Origin of the sequence: Winogradskyella eximia, from assembly GCF_003386165.1 — a bacterium.
Taxonomy (GTDB): Bacteria; Bacteroidota; Bacteroidia; order Flavobacteriales; family Flavobacteriaceae; genus Winogradskyella; species Winogradskyella eximia.
Map to the genome: position 1 here is coordinate 196,517 of NZ_QRDV01000005.1, position 18,819 is coordinate 215,335.

The following is an 18,819-nucleotide window of genomic DNA, read 5'->3' on the forward strand; positions in this document are numbered from 1 at the left end:
AATGATTTTTACACCATTATTAATTGTATTCTTATGCGTAGTATTTGTGCTGTTGTTTTTATTTTTAAACACAGTAGATAAACGTAAATGGTTAACTGCACTCATCAGTTTAGTGCTTACACCTTTTGTGTTTTTCTTTTTATTTTATCCTTTTCTAAATATTGTTAGCAGTTACCATCATCAAAAATATTTTGATAATAACGCTTGGATAGAAAAACCTGAATTGCGCTACGAAATGATTGATAATACCATGGAATCTGATACGTTAATTGGTGCTTCAAAAGAAAAAATAACAATGCTTTTAGGTAATGCTGAATGGCTTTCTTGGGATGACGCAAAAAAAGCGCATGATACTAACAAATGGAATTATGGACTTGGCATAGAACCAGGAGCATTTAATGATAAAAAGGAATGTTTAGAAATTACTTTTCAAGATGAAAAAGTAATAGCTTTAAAAACCTATCAAGAAGAAATAACCTTCGATAATGAAAAAGAATAAATTTATACTATATATAGTTGCTGTTGTTGTTGGAGTAATCATTGTCAATGCAATTTCGGGTTCAGTATATCAACGCTTCGACCTTACAAAAGATCATCGTTATACACTTTCTGATGCTACAAAGTCATTAATTAGTGACTTAGATTCTCCTTTGATTATTGATGTGTTTTTAGAAGGTGATTTTCCTTCAGAATTCAGATTACTTCAAACTGAAGTGAAACAAATGGTTGATGAATTTCAATTAGAATCTAACCAAATTTTCGTTAATTATATAGATCCCATAAAAGATGAAGCTACAAGACAACAATATATTGAAGAATTAACAAATGCTGGCTTAGAACCCTATATAAATACAGATAACAGCACCGGAAAAGTAACCCAAGATATTATTTTTCCATGGGCTTTTGGAAGCTACAAAGACCAAACCATTAAAATTCCGCTTTTAAAACGAAGCATTACACAAGGTTTACAAGAACAAATTAATAATTCAATCCAATCTTTAGAATATGCCTTTGCTGATGGGTTTAGTAAGCTCGTTAATGCTAAAGAAAAAAAGATTGCGATTTTAAAAGGTAATGGCCAATTAGATGATATTTATATTGCTGATTTTTTAAAAACAATTAAGCCTTATTATAATTTAGCGCAATTTACATTAGATAGTGTAGCAACCAACCCACAAGGCACCTTAAACAAATTATTAGATTACGATTTAATTGTTTCAGCAAAACCAAGTATTGCTTTTACGGAAAATGAAAAATTAGTTTTAGATCAATACACCATGAATGGAGGTAAAAGTCTATGGCTTACTGAATCTGTGGTTATGGACAAAGACAGTTTGTACAATGCTGCTGGCACAGGCGTTTCTATTATGCGCGATTTACAACTAAATGATTTTTTCTTTAAATATGGAGTGCGCGTAAATCCGACCTTGGTAAAAGACTTAATCTCAGCTCCAATAATGTTAACAATTGGAGAAGGCAGTCAGGCACAAATGCAACCTTTGCAATGGCAATATTCTCCTTTAGCAGCTTCAAATCCAAATCATCCAATTACTAAAAATATAGATTTGGTAAAATTTGATTTTGCGAGTCCGATTGACACCTTAAAAAATGGAATCAAAAAATCTATATTATTACGAAGTTCACCAAAATCTAAAACCGAAGGCGCACCAACTACAATTTCTTTAGATAATGTAACTCAAGCTCCAGATGAAGCTAGCTATAACTTAGGCCCTCAAAACTTGGCTGTTTTATTAGAAGGTGAATTTCCTTCTGTTTATGACCAACGTGTTTTACCTTTTAAAGTGAATAACTTTAAGTCTAAAAGCCAAAAAACCAAGATGGTTATCATTTCTGACGGAAATGTTATTAAAAATGAAGTGATAAAGAATAGGCCTTTAGAATTAGGGTTCGATCAACTCACTGGAAAATCATTTGGCAACAAAGAATTTCTTCTAAATACGGTGAATTACTTATTAGACGATACAGGACTTATAAACATAAGAGCTAAAGAAATTACAGTAGCGTTTTTAGATGCAGACAAAGTAAAAGACAGTAAAGGCACTTGGCAATTTATTAATATTGCTTTACCACTCATAGTTTTAGGATTATTTGGCTTTATATTCAACTATTTACGAAAACGTAAATACGCATCGTAAATTTAATACTTAGCTATATTAAAAAAGACGCTGTAGTAAGGGTAATTTGTTAATAAGTTTGTTTTATAAAACCCTTCTATTAAGATATATTTGTAACACAAACTAAAAATTAAAACTCATCTATTCAATATGAAACATTTAGCCTCATAGGTTAGATTTTATCTTAAAATTCTATTAGGATGTTTCAGATTAAGAATAGAAAACAATTAATATAGAACACATGAAATTTATTGTTTCAAGCACCTATTTATTAAAACAACTTCAAGTATTGGGAGGTGTTATTAATAGCAGTAATACTCTACCTATTTTAGATAATTTCTTATTTGAACTTAGCCAATCTAAATTAACTATTTCGGCTAGTGATTTAGAAACAACGATGTCTGCAACTATTGATGTAGAAAGTGACTCAGAAGGTAGCATTGCTTTACCAGCAAGATTACTTTTAGATACGTTGAAGACGTTTCCTGAGCAACCTTTAACCTTTGTTGTAGAAGAAAATAACACGGTAGAAATTAGCTCTAATCATGGTAAGTATGCGTTAGCTTATGCTGATGGTGCAGAATTTCCAAATGCAGTTTCTATTGAAGACGCTAGCACAACTACCATAATGGGAGATATCTTAGCTACCGCAATTAGCAAAACGATTTTTGCTGCTGGTAACGATGATTTAAGACCCGTAATGAGTGGTGTTTTCTTTCAGTTTTCTCAAGATAATTTAACGTTTGTAGCAACTGATGCTCACAAATTGGTAAAATATACTAGAAACGATGTTAGTGCAACGGAAACAGCAGAATTCATTATGCCTAAGAAACCATTAAATCTTTTAAAAGGTATTTTAGCAGGAAGTGATGATGATGTTTTAGTAGAATACAACGAATCTAATGCAAAATTCACTTTTGAAAACTCAATATTAATTTGTCGTTTAATAGATGGGAAATATCCTAATTACGAAGCGGTAATTCCTAAAGAGAATCCAAATAAATTAGTAATTGACAGAACACAATTTTTAAACTCTGTACGTCGTGTTAGTATTTTCTCTAACAAAACAACCCATCAGATCCGTTTAAAAATTGCTGGAGCAGAATTAAATATTTCTGCTGAAGATATTGATTACTCTAACAAAGCAGAAGAACGTTTAACTTGTGATTACCAAGGTGACGATATGCAAATTGGTTTTAACTCACGTTTCTTAACAGAAATGATAAATAACTTAAATTCAGATAACGTTCAGTTAGAAATGAGTTTACCAAATAGAGCAGGTATCTTAACACCAATTGACGGTTTAGATGAAGGTGAGCACGTAACAATGCTTGTAATGCCAGTAATGCTTAATAATTAAGAATTAATTTCTTGCACCTTAATTCAATATAAAAAGGCTCACCAATTGGTGAGCCTTTTCAATTCCATATCTTTTAATAACTAACTAACAAAATTAATAGACAATGGATAGCTAGGTAATTCTCCATTACTAGCTTTTATAGCATTTACAATCGGCATTACAAATGCTAAGATTGCAACTAATATTAAGATTAAAATACCCAATCCAAGAGCAAAGATTAAAGGAATACTTATTAATGAATAAACAATAAGACTTATTTGAAAGTTTAAAATAGCTTTTCCATGCGCATCCATACCTTCAACTTGTTCTTTCTGTGTTGCCCATAGAATTAATGGTGCTATTATTCCACCAAAAACAGTGGCGTATGTTAGTAATTGAGATAAATGTGTGATTACTAATAATTGATTGTCTGTGCGTTTAAGCGTGTGATAATTTGATTCCATAATTGATGATTTTACACTAATAGGACGCAAACAGATTTAATTTGTTACATTCTATAACATAAAATTAACAAGAGGAACAACTTCCACCCTATTTTTTTACACCCAATTTCACTAAAATAGTTTCTAACAAGCACCATTTCGTAAAAGCAGACTGAATTAAGTTGACACCAATAAATACGGTAAACCACATCCAATTTGGGCTCACGTAAACCGAAAGCACTACGCTTAATAAGACCATAACACCAACGATGACTCTAAAATATGTATTTAACATTTTAATTAATTTTTAAGTTTATATAAATTTTTCAATAGGAACTACAATCGCTTTTATAGGATTGTTAGTTTCTAAATTTTCATTAAATTCTTTTATGGCCTTGAATAAAGAATCTATATGTTCCTCATCTGTAAACGAAAAGAACATGCTAGATTCGTTTCCTCCTTTTTCTGCAGGAAACCAATTAGAAGCCATTAATAAAGACGAACTATTTTTATGTCCATCAATTTCAGAACTACTAAAGTTTTCTATATCTGCCTTTTTAAACAGTTTCAAAACTTCTTTTTGATACTGTTCTACTGCTGTAACTATGACTAATTTCATTTGTTTCTATTTTTATACAACCTGCAAGGTTTTACCAACCTTGTAGGTTTAGTTTTCAATCTTTCATACCTATAAGGTTTTAGAAACCTTGCAGGAAAAACTCGACTTACTTAAAATTCTTCTTCTCTATCATATAATACACTAATGGCACCACCAACAATGTTAATACTGTTGACACAATAGTTCCGCCCATTAATGAGATTGCTAATCCTTGGAAAATTGGGTCAAATAAAATCACAAAGGCTCCAATGACAACTGTTCCTGCTGTTAATAAAATTGGTGTGGTTCTCACAGCTCCAGCTTCAATAGCAGCTTGTTTTAATGGTATACCTTCTGCTGTTCTTAAGTTGATAAAGTCAATCAGTAATACTGAGTTTCTCACCATGATTCCTGCTAAAGCAATCATTCCAATAAAAGAAGTTGCAGTAAAGAATGCTCCCATGAGCCAATGTCCCAGAATAATCCCGATTAAGGATAATGGAATTGCAACCATCATAACAATTGGTGCTTTAAAGTTTTGAAACCATCCTACTATTAATATATAAATCAAAATAATAGCTCCTAAAAAGGCAATACCTAAATCTCTAAAAACTTCTAAAGTAATTTGCCATTCACCATCCCATTTCACAGTATAGTTATCTTCAAACTCTGGTTGACCTAAATACATTTCATTAATCTCAAAGCCTTGTGGCAATGGAATTTCTTTCAATTTTTCTTCCATACCAAGAATAGCATAAGCAGGACTTTCTAAGTCTCCAGCCATATCTGCCATCACATAAACCACACGTTTTTGATTTTTGTGATAAATGCTTTTTGCAGCAGTATTTTGAGATATATCAACTAAATCTGAAATTGGTACCATGTTACCTTGTTTCGATTTTACCTTCAATTGTGAAATATCGGAAATAGTAGATTTCTCTTTTTCATCTAAAGCTAACACCAAACCAATTTGGTTAACAGCATCTTCATCGTACAAATTAGTAATCGCTCTATTAGATAAAGCCATATTCATAGTGTATGCAATTTGCTGTGGTGCCACTCCATACAACATAGCTTTCTCTTTGTTGATGTCAAATTGATATTCAATTTGGTCGTCTTCAACCATCCAATCAATATCAACCACATCGGCTGTGTTCTTTAAGATATCTTGAACGTGGTTTGCAACTTTAATTTGTTCTTCATAATCAGGTCCATAAATTTCAGCAACAATAGTAGATAAAACTGGTGGTCCTGGTGGCACTTCAACCAACTTCACATTGGCATTATATTTCGCTGCAATTTTCTGAATATCTGGACGCATTAATTTGGCGATATCATGACTCTGTGCTGAACGGTCTTCTTTGGCTAATAAATTCACTTGAATATCTGCCATATTACTTCCACCACGCAAATCATAGTGACGCACTAAACCATTAAATGTAATTGGCGCAGACGTCCCAACATAGTTTTGATAATTAACGACTTCTGGTCTGTTTGACAAGTATTGTGAAATCTCTTGAGCGACAACACCAGTACGTTCTAGGGTGGTGCCTTCAGGCATATCAATAACCACTTGGAATTCATTCTTGTTATCAAAAGGCAACATTTTTACAGCTACTGAATTGGTAAAAAACAGAACCATAGTTCCCATTAATACTGCAAAAGTTCCTAATAAAAACAACCAACGCTTGCCTTTACTTTCTAAAAGTGGTCTTTCAAACTTGTTGTAAATTCTATAAATAAGCGTGTCTTCAACAGCTTTTTCAGGCTTCTCTTCTGCTCCTTTCTTGTCTTTTTCTCTCAAGAAAATATACCCTAAATATGGTGTAATTGTTAAAGCAACAAATAAGGATAAAATCATAGCAATAGATGCTCCAATTGGCATTGGTGCCATGTATGGTCCCATTAATCCAGATACAAACGCCATTGGTAATACAGATGCAATGACTGTAAATGTTGCTAAAATGGTTGGGTTACCTACTTCGTTAATGGCGTATAAAGCAGCTTGTTTAAATGGCAAACGCTTCATTTTAAAATGCCTGTGCATGTTTTCGGCAATAATAATTGAGTCATCGACGACGATTCCTGTTACAAATACTAATGCGAATAACGTGATTCGGTTTAGCGTGTAATCCATCATATAATAACTCAACAACGTTAACGCAAACGTAATTGGTACTGATAAAAACACAACCAATCCACCTCGCCAACCCATGGCTAACATTACAACAATGGTTACTGCAAAGATAGAACCGATAAGGTGTAATAGTAATTCTGACACTTTATGAGACGCTGTTTCTCCGTAGTTTCTTGTAATTTCTACATGAACATCATCTGGAATTAAAGTACTACGTAAATGGTCTACCTTGTCTATAATCACTTCCGCGATTTTCATGGCATCTGCACCTTTTCGTTTGGCAACAGAAATAGTAACTGCAGGATATTCAGACTTATAATCAGCTGATTTTTCGCCTCCTTTTCCAAATCCTAAACTCACATAATTCTGTGGCACTTCTGGACCATCAATAATTTTAGCCACTTGTTTTAAATAAATTGGCTGATTTTGTTGCACACCAACCACTAAGTTTTCGACATCTGTTACAGATGCTAAGAACTTACCTGTATTTACCAAAAACTCCGTGTCACTTTTATCAAAACTTCCAGCACTTAATTGACTATTGTTAGCCTTAATCATTTCTGAAACTGACAAGAAATCTAATCCGCTCGCTGCCAATTTATCCTTATCTAATACCACACGTAACTGACGGTCTCTTCCTCCAATTTTGTGTGTAATAGCTACGTCATTTACCTTTTTAATTTCAGCCTCTAATTCTTGAGCCATTTGGTTTAACTGGTAATCGTCATAATTCTCACTCCACAAGGTTAAACCCAACATTGGCACATCATCAATAGCACGTGTTTTCACCAACGGAAACGTTACACCAGCTGGCATTTGGTCCATGTGTTTATTGATTTCGTTGTACATCTTTACAAACGAACGCTCAATATCTTCACCTACATAAAACTGAACAATCACCATTCCTTGTTCCTTCATGGACGTTGAATACACATATTCTACACCTTTAATATTCGATATTAATTGCTCTAAAGGTTTAATGACACGCGATTCTACTTCCGTAGGACTTGCGCCAGGATAACCCACAAAAATGTCTGCCATAGGCACGTCGATTTGTGGTTCTTCTTCACGCGGAATTAAAAACGAACTATATACACCAACCACCATAAATACAATCATCAAAAGCACTGTAAGCTTCGATTGCATAAATACTTTGGCGATTTTACCTGCGATTCCTTCTTTCATAATAATCTAATTATTGAATTGAAATTTTTGCACCATTGTATAGCTTTCCTTCTGCTGATACGATATACGCTTCATCTGTATTTAAACCCGACAATACTTCTACTTCGTCTCCATAGGTTCTTCCTAAACGCAACCATCTTAATAATGCTGTATTACTTTGGCTTACGGTATACACACCCGATAATTGTCCGTTTGTTATAATAGCATCAGTTGGAATTAGCACCATTGCTGTCGCTGCTTTTCTTTCTACTGGAAATTGTACAGTAGTAAACATTCCTGATAAAATATTAGCCTCTGTTTTGTCTAAATCTATTTTTACCAAATATTGTCCACCTGTGTTTTTGGCAGATGTACTTACTTCGGCTACTTTTCCTTTTAAGGTTTGATTAATTGATTTCACCAATACGTCAACAGTAGTTCCTTTTATTATTGCAGAAATTTCAGATTCAGGTACCATAGCCATCACTTCAAAATGTCCTGGCGTTTCAATGCTTATTAATGGTGCTCCTGGATTTGCCATATCACCAGCTTCTACATTTTTACTTGTAATGGTTCCACTAAAAGGTGCTGTAATATTACTATACGTAAATTGTGCGTTAACTTCATTTTTCATTTGGTTGGCAGATTCTAAACGTGCTTTAGCCATTTCAAAATTGGCCGTCATATCATCCATTTCTTTTTGAGAAGCACTATTATCTGCAAACAAGTTTTTAAAACGGTTATAATCTTTTTGTGCATTATTAAAAGCAGCTGTTGCTTCTGATATGCCAGCATTTACTTGTGCTCGTTTGGCTTGTAAATCGGCATTATTAATAGACACCAATAATTGTCCTTTACGCACTTTAGCTCCAACATTAACATGAACTTTATTAACGTAACCCATCATTCTAGTACTTAAATCAGCACTATTTACAGCTTGAATTTTCCCACTGACCGCCAAAAATGGACTATTGGTATTAGCTTCTACCCGACTGGTTTTTACACTTATTGCAGGTGTATTATCCTCAATTGCTTTTTTGCCTTCGCTTCCGCAACTTGTTACAAAAAATGCTATTGCTGTAAGCGTTAGTATGTAAATATATTTTTTCATGTTTATTGTTTTATGTTGATACCTATAAGGTTTTAGAAACCTTGCAGGAAAAATTATTCTTTAGTTAAAAATTGTAAGTATGCTTGTGCGTAATTGTATTCGAAAATGGTTTGATAATATTCTAATTGTTTTTGAGCAAATTGTGTATCTGCCATTAATAAATCAGATGTTTTTTCTAATCCTTCTTTAAATCTATTAGTTCTAATTCTTAAAGACTCTTCAGATTGTTCTAAAGCTAAAGCTGTTAATTTCAATTTATTCTCTGCATCAATAAACGCACGTTTTGCTTTGTTTAATTCCAAATTACTTTGAGACACATATTGTTTGTATTCTAATTTTGATTTTTCGAATTCAGATTTACTTTTTTGTGCTTTCCCAAATCGCTTAGACCCTTGAAAAATATCCCAGCTTAATTGCGCACCAAATAAATACCCATTAGCATCTGCTTGAAAAATTTGGTCATCATATAACTCGTAACTTCCAAAAGCATTTAATCGTGGTAAAAAAGCCATTTTATCTGCTTTATTCATGGCTTCATAAGCATCTGAAGCGAGTTCCATGGCTTTAATATCCGAACGATTTTCAGATATAGATTTATCTTCCATTTCAAAAGTTGAAACCGTTAATTCGTCTGTTGGTGTGTAAACCACATACGTCTCATCGTTCATTAAAAACGATAAGTAATTAGAGGCATTTTGCACATTACTTTTTGCGGATTGTAATTGATTTTGAACTTCAGTTACTCGTACTTCAACATTCAACACATCTGAACGTTGCAAATAGCCTTGTTTAAAACTGTTATCTGCTAATTTTTTATTGGCATTTGCCGCTTCTAATGCTTTATCTAAAACATCAACCGCTTTATAGGCCAATTGTAATTGCATGTATGCTTTTTCAACTTCAAAAACTAAATAGTCTTGTGTACGTTCTGTTTTTAATGCCATTGCTTCCATTTTAGATTTGGCTGCTTTTCGTTGAAACATGCCATCAAAATTGATTAATGGTTGTTGAATTTCGAACTTGGTTGCATAATTTTCAATCTGCGAAGGGTCGTTTAATAACGCTGGATTAAAATCATTTTGCGTTAATATTTCTTGATTCAATTTAGAACCAAAAGCCATTAACGGGTTCGTAGTCGCTATAGCAGTATGACTTGCGGTAATATTTGGTAAAAACACTGCATTGGTTTGTCTAAAATCGGCTTTAGCTTGTTTAAACTCTTCCTCAGAAATCTTAATACTTGTATTATTTTCTGAAACTCTAGTTAAGACTTCTGTTTTTGTAATAGACACAGCATCTTGAGCCGTCACGGACAGAGTAAAAGCTAAAAGTAATAGTGGTATATAAATATGTTTTTTCATCAATCATTAATTTACAGTGCAAAAATAGTTTAATGTAGTATCGAAGTCTGTAACCAATGTTACTTGGCGTCCGTTTCCCTTTTTTATAACTTCTACTTTTGGATTTATAAAAAATGGAACAATAACTAGTATAGCGCATAGTATTGCGAAACTAATAGCAACAATTCTCTTAGTAAATTGCACTTTAATAATTTTTTGGTAGACGGCTGTGACGACTTTCCAATGCAGAAAAACATGTATTATTAATAAGCCAATGAGCACAAAACTTAAGTAAAGGTGAATTGTTCCCCATTGATGTCTGTCCATATCAAGGAAATACAGTTCTACATTCTGTCCATAAACTTCCTTTCGGTCTTGACCAGATAAAAGTGTGTACTTAATTAGAAAACCAATACCAATAATTGCAGACATACATAATGTCATAGTTGCATTTAGTATAAAGTTCCAAGTGGATTTTCGCATGGCTTTGACAGACTTTTTCATTGTACTGATACTTTTTTGAATTGTAATTAAAAGTATCGATTAGGAAGAAATGCCACAATGACTTCGGTCAGACAAAGAAATATAAATCACATGTTTTCAATAAAATAACTACACATTTACCTTTAAGCAATATTTCTATCATTTAATAATCATATAAAAAGTAAATACAAATGAAAAAAGCACTTATAAATCTTTATAAGTGCCCTTTTACTAACCAACCAAAAAAACTGATAACCACATCAGTTAACTTATATATTACTGCTTATACGTTGCGTGACATTTCACACAATAGTTTAATGTATTTGATAAAGCAGTAAGGGAATTATCTTTATTTCGTTTTTTGAAAACTTCACTCATTATATCAGCACTTTTATGAAATTCTAATCCTAAATTCTCAAAGCCTTTATCTCCAAAAGATGCGCACATTAATTTCATTTCTGTTGTAGAACCTAGTTTTGTATATGCCAATTCTGAAGCTTTGTCATAATTATCTTGAGAGAGTAATAATGTGATTTCTTGAACGGCCTCTAAATGACTTCTCATATTAGAAAGTTGATGATTTTTCTGCATCGCATTTAAGTTAAGCGAAACACGACCATCATCAATAATTGTAGGTTCCATAACTATGGTTTCTTCCTTTATAGAACTCTCTTTTTCTGATTCATTTTGACAAGAATGAAAACTAAAAAAACTTAAACCAATGATTACAATTAATAATTTTCTCATATCACAATTTTACATTTTCTCTTGTGCCTCCATGCCCTCCTGCAACAACAAGCATTATTTTTATACTTAAATAAATAAACTTGAAGAACTGAATGATAGGATTCATCATTTTAAATCTTTGATATTTTGAAATTCTTTCCGTCATATTGATGCTCTCGTAATTATTGAAATTAACTCTAAAATTCTCATTAAAGTCGAACAAAAAAACACTAGCTACAACAAAAATAAATCATCATATAATAACACTCAGTAACTAATGTTACTCAACAAAAGTGAATTACAATTAAATCTGATTTTTTTTATTAAACAAACGTAATCTTTCTTGCGTCTTCGTTCTCCGAGTGGCAAAATATTCTTAAATTTATTGGCTTTATTTTTTTTAAAATTCTCAACAAGACATCTTTTCATTTTTGGATATCTTCAAGAGATATAATCCAAATTCTAATGAATATTACAGCTGCATATACCGACCTCTATCAAATCACAATGGCTCAAGTTTATTTTGGTACAAAACCAGATGGACGAGCGGTCTTTGATTATTATTTTAGACACAATCCTTTTAAGAGTGGGTATTCTATTTTTGCAGGATTAGAAGATGTCTTAGATATACTTGAAACACTCGAGTTCTCATCATCAGATATTTCATATTTAGAACAAAAAGGATTTGAAAGTGATTTTTTAGACTATTTAAAGAATTTCCGTTTTAAAGGAAACATTTATTCGAGTAAAGAAGGTGATGTTGTATTTCCTAATAGACCTATTTTACAAGTGGAAGCGAATATTATAGAAGCTCAGATTATTGAGACGCTTTTACTAAACATTCTTAATTTTCAGACCTTGATTGCTACAAAAGCAAGTAGAATAAAATTTAGTGCTAAAGATGGCATTCTCTTAGATATGGGCTTACGTCGTGCACATGCTACAGGTGGCTATTATGCCTCTAGAGCTGCAGCCATTGGCGGTTTTGACAGTACGAGTAATGTTAAAGCTGCCGAAGATTACGACATTCCTTCTACTGGTACTATGGCACATTCTTTTATTCAAAGTTATGATGAAGAATTACAAGCTTTTAGAGATTTTGCTAAAATGCGACCAGAGAATTGCGTCTTCTTAATAGACACTTACAATACCCTTAAAAGTGGACTACCAAATGCTATTACTGTAGCCAAAGAAATGGAAAAACGAGGCGACCGTCTGTTAGGTGTGCGTTTAGACAGTGGTGATTTAGCCTATTTATCTAAAAAAACGCGCGCTATACTTGACGATGCCAATTTGAGTTATGTAAAAATTGTAGCATCTAACCAATTGGACGAGTATGTTATAAAAAGTTTGAAAGAACAAGGTGCGTCCATTGACATTTTTGGTGTTGGCACAAACCTAGTCACAGGAAAACCAGATGCTGCCTTAGATGGCGTTTATAAATTAGCAGAATATAATGATACACCAAGAATTAAACTTTCTGAAAATATTATTAAAATCTCGCTTCCTTTTAAAAAGCAAGTTTACAGAATGACAGACGATAATGGTATGTTTTACGGTGCAGATGCCGTAACGCTTTCTTCTGAAGATAACATTACATTAATGGAACATCCTTTTGATACCACAAAAAGTTTAGACCTTACTTCATTTAAGCATGAGCCTTTACTTGAACTAGTGATGAAAAATGGAAAAAGAGTACTTCCTTCTCGTTCGGTTACTGAAATTTCGAAATATTCGCAATCACGTTTAAAACAACTTCCTAATGAATACAAACGTTTTCAGAATCCACATATCTATAAAATTGGACTGAGTTCTGCACTTAAGAAAGAACGTGACACTTTAATTAATAAACATAAATTCTAAACTAAGCTATACTAAAAATTAGATTCAAAATTAAATTCTACTCATGAAAACGCTATTAATCATTGATGTGCAGAACGATTTTATACCAAACGGTTCTCTTCCTGTTCCCAACGGCGATCAAATTATTCATGTAATTAATAAGATTCAAGATAAATTTGATTTAGTCATTGGCACACAAGATTGGCATCCTAAAGACCATATCAGTTTTGCTAATAATCATAACGGAAAATCTGTCTTTGATGAAATTGAAATTCATGGGCAACCACAAACCTTATGGCCAAATCACTGTGTGCAAGGTACAGCAGGTGCAGCATTTCATCCAGATTTAAATACCGACAAATTTGAAGCTATTTTTAGAAAAGGAACCAATAAAACTATTGATAGTTACAGTGCTTTTTATGACAATGGCCATTTAAAATCAACCGGATTGGCTGGTTATTTAAAAGAAAAAGGAACCACACAGCTTTTTCTATGTGGCTTAGCTGCTGATATTTGTGTTTATTTTTCAGCACGCGATGCTGTTAAAGAAGGTTTTGATTGCTTTTTTATTGAAGATGCTTCTAAAGCATTGGATAAGGACGTATTTGAAAAACTAAAAAAGGAAATGATTGCTATGGGTATTCAGATGGTAACATCCACATCTATTTAATAGTTATTATACCATTAAATAGATGAGTTCTAGATATTAATCCCATACTAAGTTCTAATCATTATTTTAGTTCACGTTTCTTGTGCCACCATGGCCTCCTGCAACGACTATCATTATTTTGATACTTAAATAAATGAATTTGAAAAACTGAATGATAGGATTCATCATTTTAAATCTTTGATATCTTGAAATTCTTTGTGTCATAGTATTTTTAATTTTCACGGTTATATTTCTGTGACTTGACAAATTTGATTACTCTATTAATAAAACACCCCTAAAGTCCCCTCGAGGGGACATTACTCTTATGTGTTTACTCAAAATTCATTAGCTCACACTAATTTTTAAAAAAACTATTCAGGAATCAACCACCAAAATGGTCGCATTTTAGCTTTATAGATAAAAGCATAGTGTAAGGCTAATTTTAACCAGTGACCAGCTAAACCAATTTCCCCAAAAGTTTTACCGAGTTGACGTCCTTGTGTTTTAGGATATTTTTCATAATCTGGAACAATGGGATACGTAGTAATACTAACTCCACTTCCATTAATTAAACCAAAACCTGCAGAAGCAATACATGCTGCTCCCATATTTCCCATAGAACCTTTGTGGCTTAAGGATTCTTTTCCACTCTTTATAGAATCAATAATATTATCTGCTACTAACTTCGCCGTGATACCAGATGGCATTCCTGTTCTTGGTGGTGCTGGTGAAATAACTGTTCCGTTTTTACTCGTTCTTGGTTTAGAAATAGCGTGTGGTGGCGCAAACGCAATACCTGGCGCAAAAATGTTTTTATAACTTGGATTTTGATACGTTTCTGGCCAATCTTTAACAGACCATTCTTCATAAGGTTTTGGTGTGTAATCTGCATCAACAATCATGAACCCTTTAAAGAGTTTTTCTGTGACATCGTTTTCATTTTTATCATAAGCTTTAAAACCATGACCAGAAAATGATGGAATTAACATGGCAAAATCATAAGCTTCTGATTTCTGTTCTCCTTCTAAATTTTCGTAATGTGCTACACCATCTTCAATTTTATTAACGCCTGCTCCTAGAATCCATTTAATGTCTCTGTCTTCAAAAACCATCTCAACCATTTCATGAGATTTCATGGTCATGCTTCCGTAGCTTAACAACATACCATCCATACCAAAATCGCCTAATTGATATTCGTTAGAAATCCAAGTGACTTCTGCCATGTCACGAACGTTGTGCTTACGCAATTCTTGTTCTACATTTAATATATATTCAAAAGCAGCACCTTGACAGGTTGATTTTGCATGACCTGTACCAATTAAAATTTTAGCTTTTTTACCTGCTTTCATTTCTTCAATTAGCGCTTTTAAACCTTCCCAAGCATGGTCTGCATGTGAATATGTACAAACAGAATAAGCTTTATTTTCACCAGGAATTAAGCCTTCAGTAGCTTCAAAATTTAATTTTGGCCCTGTGGCATTAATCAAATAATCATAAGTTATTTTTTCTTGTTGTCCTTTCTTATCTCCAACCACATATTCGGATAAAACATAAGGTTTCTCTTCGGTTTTATCTCCTTCAGGAAAAAAAGAAATCGCTTTGGCTTGTTTATAACCAATCCCTTTCTTTTTATATAAGGGCTCTAATGGGAAATATATTTTTTCTGATTTCATTCTTCCAATTCCAACCCAAATGTTAGACGGAACCCATTGGTAATTACTGTTGGGTGATACCACAACAACTTCGTGCTTTTTCGGTAGTTTTCTGCGTAAATGCGTTGCTGCAACGTGACCAGAAATTCCGGCTCCAAGAATGACAATTTTAGACATTTTCTTATGATTTAATACTATGAAATTAGTTTAATAATTAAGCTTATGAAATGATTTAGGTCATTATGACCTTTATACTAATTAATAGCTTCGATTAGATTATAAAGGTCATATTTTCAAATAAAACCAACCGTAACTATTGTTACACTATGACGCAATTAATTACAGCTTTATAATTTTTTTCTCTATTGTATGCTGCTTATTCTTGAAGACTAAAATGTATTCTCCAGACGCCATACTAGCTAAATCTAGAGCTATTTCTTTTAAACCAATAGATTTTTCAATCACTATTGATTTTACCTTTTTACCTAAAAGATTATAAACTTCTAAAGTGTTCTGCTGAGTATTAGGAATGAATACTTCAATAGAAAAAATACCATTAGAAGGGTTTGGATAAATTTTTAAATTGTAAATATTATTCGGGTTAAGAGCTACTTCATCTATACTTAAAGTCGATTTATTAATAAAGACTTTAAACGCCAAACTACTCGCACTACTCTGCGTACCATTATTAATGAAAAATATATTTTCTTGGGTACTTTCAATACCACCAAAAATATAGCCTACAAGTGTAATGCCTTCTTGTAAATTATTAATATCTACTATTTCGTTTGTTAGATAATTTAAGTTGTTATTCAATGGAATAAACTCTGAACCAGAACCTAAAAAAGTAAGCATTTCTATACCTAAACTACTTTCTGTCATTGAGCCATCACTAAACCTAGACACTTTACTAATGGTTTTTACAAATGGCACATTATCATCTTGAATAAGGTTGTCATTTGCATCTAATTTGTATTGGCTCATACCACCAAAAAATAAAGTGTGCATTACATTATTTGACGTATCGTAAATAGGCACTTTAGCGCTATGATATTGACTTAAATATTGATTGAATGTATTATTAACAGTATATCCTGAAGCTGTTATATCCACACTATTTAACCAAGGTAAATTTGCTGTATGTTGAAAAACACCACTAAACATAGTAAAACCAGATGTTCCATCAGGAAAAATCTGAGGTGCTAAATTATAATCTCTTCGGTGTAAATTATTAGTATCGTTTTGTGCAGAATAGTTTAATATTGAAAGATTTGTACCATCATCACTGATTTCAAAAGTTCTTATTTCATCGGTATAATTTTGAATGAATCCTGGACCATGATTTGGTCCTTGTGGATTGTATCTTCCTTCAAAATATTGTCCTCCACACAAATAAAACACATCATTTAAGAAACCCAAATGTCCACCTGTAACTGCCAAATTAGAATTTGAAATTTGTCTAAAAAAAGAAACGATGCTTGTGTTATTGATAACAGCATTTGCTAATCCATCGACATCAATAGCCGTTAATTTATCATAGGTTATATGGTCATTTTGTGTGGCACTATAACCGTAACCACCTATAATATATAATGTATTTCCTCTTTGATAAAACTCTTGATTTGTGGATTGTAGTTGTTCAAAAAGCACTGTAGATAGCACATCAATAGACGTACTCCAAGTTTGGTTTGCAACAGGATCTATAACATACACACTTTTGTTATTATCATTTTCCTGAAAAGCAGCAAATGGTTGTCTTTGATGCAAACCATCAATTCTTCCTCCTAAGATTATCCATTTTCCATCGGAAGTTTTTCCCCATGAAAAAGAATGCACGTTTGGTGCATCTGTAATAGTTAATGGTTCTATTTGAACCGTAAATTGGTCTTGCGCAAACAAGTTGACACTTGCCAATAAAGAGAAAACGAGTACTAAAACCTTATGCTTCATAATTAGATGATTGAGCATTAAAGGTAGAACTAACAAAAAACAAATACTGTATCTAATGTTACATTAGCTTAATTCGTCTTCTTATAACTCCAAACTGCTAATCCATTCATTACAAAAGCATAAAGGGCTGTTTTTAATAACTGTGGAAGAATATCGTTAAAACCAGAACCTTTTAGCATCACCATACGCATGACTTCTACAAAATATCTTATTGGGTTAAATTCGGTAAGGGTTTGTGCCCATTTTGGCATACTTTCTATTGGTGTAAATAAACCACTCATTAAAATAAAAATGACTGTAAAAAACCACGCAATAAACATAGCTTGTTGTTGTGTATCTGTAAAATTAGAAATGAATAAACCGATTCCTAAAATGACCAGAATATAAATTGAAGTGTATAAATACATTAGCGGTAAACTCCCTAGCATTGGAACATTAAATATGACTTTGGCTAAAATTAATCCAACCGTTAATAAGCCCATTCCTATGACCCAAAACGGAAAAAGTTTCCCAATAATAAACTGGCTCTTTTTAATTGGTGTGACGTTAATTTGTTCTAGAGTACCAATTTCTTTTTCGCGGACAATATTCATTCCTGAAAGGAAGAGCGTAATCATGGTGACTAGTAAAACCAATATACCAGGAACCATAAAGGTTTTATAATTTAAAGTTTTATTATACCAAAACAATGGAATAGTCTCTATAGTAATTGGTTGTATTTGTTTATCTGAAACTTGTGACAAATCAACCTTTATGTTCTGATTAAAGCGTTGCACAATTTGTGTGACATATACATTTTCAACACCTGCTGCTGCACCATCAATTGCATTTATAGTTACGCCTAAGCTGTTCTGTTTTTCTTTTTGTAAATCGCGTTCAAAATAGTGTGGAATTTGTAAAAGCACATCTACCTCACCTTTCAACATCGAAGCACTTGCTAAAGCTTCCGAAGGAAAATCAGTTAATACATTAAAGTAAGTAGATGCATTAAATTTTTCAACTAATGCTCTAGATGTTGATGAGTGATCGTTATCGATATAACCAAACTTGATATTTTTGACTTCAAATGTAGCTGCATTAGATAATATAACGAGTTGTAATAATGGTAAAACAAAAATGATAGGAAGCATGCCTTTATTTCTAAAGATTTGCTTGAACTCCTTTTGTATGATGTATAGTATTGTTTTCATATTATTTCCCACCTTTCGGCTCCGCTCAAGATAAACTTCAGCAGGAATCTTTATTTAAAT

16 protein-coding genes are annotated in these 18,819 nt (G+C 32.7%); 5 read left to right on the forward strand and 11 right to left on the reverse strand.

Annotation, left to right across the window (positions count from 1 at the left end; all coding sequences use genetic code 11):
• Position 1: 1 nt before the first annotated feature.
• From DFQ10_RS12035 to dnaN, 3 genes are all read left to right on the forward strand, one after another.
• The gene (locus tag DFQ10_RS12035) at positions 2-499 is read left to right on the forward strand and encodes a hypothetical protein (RefSeq protein ID WP_115817677.1); all 498 of its coding nucleotides are present in this window, start codon (positions 2-4) and stop codon (positions 497-499) included.
• Positions 486-2,156: a gliding motility-associated ABC transporter substrate-binding protein GldG gene (gldG, locus tag DFQ10_RS12040; protein ID WP_115817678.1), complete on the forward strand. Its 1,671-nt coding sequence runs from the start codon at positions 486-488 to the stop codon at positions 2,154-2,156. The genes DFQ10_RS12035 and gldG overlap by 14 nt, the downstream gene beginning before the upstream one ends.
• Positions 2,157-2,376: 220 nt before the next feature.
• Positions 2,377-3,495 (forward strand): DNA polymerase III subunit beta, encoded by a 1,119-nt coding sequence (dnaN, locus tag DFQ10_RS12045; RefSeq protein WP_115817679.1) that lies wholly within the window; start codon positions 2,377-2,379, stop codon positions 3,493-3,495.
• Positions 3,496-3,575: 80 nt separating this feature from the next.
• Here the strand turns inward: dnaN and DFQ10_RS12050 are convergent, their stop codons facing one another.
• From DFQ10_RS12050 to DFQ10_RS12085, 8 genes are all read right to left on the reverse strand, one after another.
• On the reverse strand, positions 3,576-3,938 hold the full coding sequence (locus tag DFQ10_RS12050; protein WP_115817680.1) for a DUF4870 domain-containing protein: 363 nt from the start codon (positions 3,936-3,938) through the stop codon (positions 3,576-3,578).
• A gap of 88 nt (positions 3,939-4,026) precedes the next feature.
• Positions 4,027-4,212, reverse strand: a complete 186-nt coding sequence (locus tag DFQ10_RS12055) for a YgaP family membrane protein (RefSeq protein WP_115817681.1) — start codon at positions 4,210-4,212, stop codon at positions 4,027-4,029.
• A gap of 18 nt (positions 4,213-4,230) precedes the next feature.
• Positions 4,231-4,536, reverse strand: a complete 306-nt coding sequence (locus DFQ10_RS12060) for a hypothetical protein (protein WP_115817682.1) — start codon at positions 4,534-4,536, stop codon at positions 4,231-4,233.
• A gap of 106 nt (positions 4,537-4,642) precedes the next feature.
• A complete protein-coding gene (locus DFQ10_RS12065) occupies positions 4,643-7,837 on the reverse strand; it encodes an efflux RND transporter permease subunit (RefSeq protein ID WP_115817683.1) in 3,195 nt (1,064 codons plus the stop codon).
• 10 nt (positions 7,838-7,847) lie between these two features.
• Positions 7,848-8,927 (reverse strand): efflux RND transporter periplasmic adaptor subunit, encoded by a 1,080-nt coding sequence (locus DFQ10_RS12070; RefSeq protein WP_115817684.1) that lies wholly within the window; start codon positions 8,925-8,927, stop codon positions 7,848-7,850.
• A 53-nt stretch (positions 8,928-8,980) separates the two neighbouring features.
• A complete protein-coding gene (locus DFQ10_RS12075; protein ID WP_115817685.1) occupies positions 8,981-10,288 on the reverse strand; it encodes a TolC family protein in 1,308 nt (435 codons plus the stop codon).
• A 6-nt stretch (positions 10,289-10,294) separates the two neighbouring features.
• Entirely contained in the window at positions 10,295-10,771 is a 477-nt protein-coding gene (locus DFQ10_RS12080) for a DUF4405 domain-containing protein (RefSeq protein ID WP_115817686.1), read from the reverse strand.
• A 255-nt stretch (positions 10,772-11,026) separates the two neighbouring features.
• Positions 11,027-11,497, reverse strand: coding sequence for a cytochrome C (locus DFQ10_RS12085; protein ID WP_115817687.1), 471 nt, complete (start codon positions 11,495-11,497; stop codon positions 11,027-11,029).
• 444 nt (positions 11,498-11,941) lie between these two features.
• On the opposite strand from DFQ10_RS12085, the gene DFQ10_RS12090 reads away from it, so the two are divergent.
• Together DFQ10_RS12090 and pncA are read left to right on the forward strand one after the other, a co-directional pair.
• Positions 11,942-13,339 carry a nicotinate phosphoribosyltransferase gene (locus DFQ10_RS12090; protein ID WP_115817688.1) on the forward strand — a complete coding sequence of 466 codons (1,398 nt, stop codon included), beginning with the start codon at positions 11,942-11,944 and terminating at the stop codon, positions 13,337-13,339.
• A gap of 43 nt (positions 13,340-13,382) precedes the next feature.
• Positions 13,383-13,988 (forward strand): bifunctional nicotinamidase/pyrazinamidase, encoded by a 606-nt coding sequence (gene pncA, locus DFQ10_RS12095; protein ID WP_115817689.1) that lies wholly within the window; start codon positions 13,383-13,385, stop codon positions 13,986-13,988.
• Positions 13,989-14,338: 350 nt separating this feature from the next.
• Here the strand turns inward: pncA and DFQ10_RS12100 are convergent, their stop codons facing one another.
• From DFQ10_RS12100 to DFQ10_RS12110, 3 genes are all read right to left on the reverse strand, one after another.
• A complete protein-coding gene (locus DFQ10_RS12100; protein WP_115817690.1) occupies positions 14,339-15,796 on the reverse strand; it encodes an NAD(P)/FAD-dependent oxidoreductase in 1,458 nt (485 codons plus the stop codon).
• A 162-nt stretch (positions 15,797-15,958) separates the two neighbouring features.
• Positions 15,959-17,569 (reverse strand): T9SS type A sorting domain-containing protein, encoded by a 1,611-nt coding sequence (locus DFQ10_RS12105; protein WP_181897630.1) that lies wholly within the window; start codon positions 17,567-17,569, stop codon positions 15,959-15,961.
• Positions 17,570-17,637: 68 nt separating this feature from the next.
• Positions 17,638-18,759: an ABC transporter permease gene (locus DFQ10_RS12110; RefSeq protein WP_115817692.1), complete on the reverse strand. Its 1,122-nt coding sequence runs from the start codon at positions 18,757-18,759 to the stop codon at positions 17,638-17,640.
• Between the last annotated feature and the right edge of the window lie 60 nt (positions 18,760-18,819).

Excerpts from the sequence above, each read along its gene's own strand:
- gldG (WP_115817678.1), top strand. The coding sequence starts at position 486 with ATGAAAAAGAATAAATTTATACTATATATAGTTGCTGTTGTTGTTGGA.
- DFQ10_RS12075 (WP_115817685.1), bottom strand. The coding sequence starts at position 10,288 with ATGAAAAAACATATTTATATACCACTATTACTTTTAGCTTTTACTCTG.
- DFQ10_RS12070 (WP_115817684.1), bottom strand. The coding sequence starts at position 8,927 with ATGAAAAAATATATTTACATACTAACGCTTACAGCAATAGCATTTTTT.
- DFQ10_RS12085 (WP_115817687.1), bottom strand. The coding sequence starts at position 11,497 with ATGAGAAAATTATTAATTGTAATCATTGGTTTAAGTTTTTTTAGTTTT.
- dnaN (WP_115817679.1), top strand. The coding sequence starts at position 2,377 with ATGAAATTTATTGTTTCAAGCACCTATTTATTAAAACAACTTCAAGTA.
- DFQ10_RS12050 (WP_115817680.1), bottom strand. The coding sequence starts at position 3,938 with ATGGAATCAAATTATCACACGCTTAAACGCACAGACAATCAATTATTA.
- DFQ10_RS12090 (WP_115817688.1), top strand. The coding sequence starts at position 11,942 with ATGAATATTACAGCTGCATATACCGACCTCTATCAAATCACAATGGCT.
- DFQ10_RS12055 (WP_115817681.1), bottom strand. The coding sequence starts at position 4,212 with ATGTTAAATACATATTTTAGAGTCATCGTTGGTGTTATGGTCTTATTA.
- DFQ10_RS12060 (WP_115817682.1), bottom strand. The coding sequence starts at position 4,536 with ATGAAATTAGTCATAGTTACAGCAGTAGAACAGTATCAAAAAGAAGTT.
- DFQ10_RS12065 (WP_115817683.1), bottom strand. The coding sequence starts at position 7,837 with ATGAAAGAAGGAATCGCAGGTAAAATCGCCAAAGTATTTATGCAATCG.
- DFQ10_RS12110 (WP_115817692.1), bottom strand. The coding sequence starts at position 18,759 with ATGAAAACAATACTATACATCATACAAAAGGAGTTCAAGCAAATCTTT.
- DFQ10_RS12035 (WP_115817677.1), top strand. The coding sequence starts at position 2 with ATGATTTTTACACCATTATTAATTGTATTCTTATGCGTAGTATTTGTG.
- DFQ10_RS12100 (WP_115817690.1), bottom strand. The coding sequence starts at position 15,796 with ATGTCTAAAATTGTCATTCTTGGAGCCGGAATTTCTGGTCACGTTGCA.
- DFQ10_RS12105 (WP_181897630.1), bottom strand. The coding sequence starts at position 17,569 with ATGAAGCATAAGGTTTTAGTACTCGTTTTCTCTTTATTGGCAAGTGTC.
- DFQ10_RS12080 (WP_115817686.1), bottom strand. The coding sequence starts at position 10,771 with ATGAAAAAGTCTGTCAAAGCCATGCGAAAATCCACTTGGAACTTTATA.
- pncA (WP_115817689.1), top strand. The coding sequence starts at position 13,383 with ATGAAAACGCTATTAATCATTGATGTGCAGAACGATTTTATACCAAAC.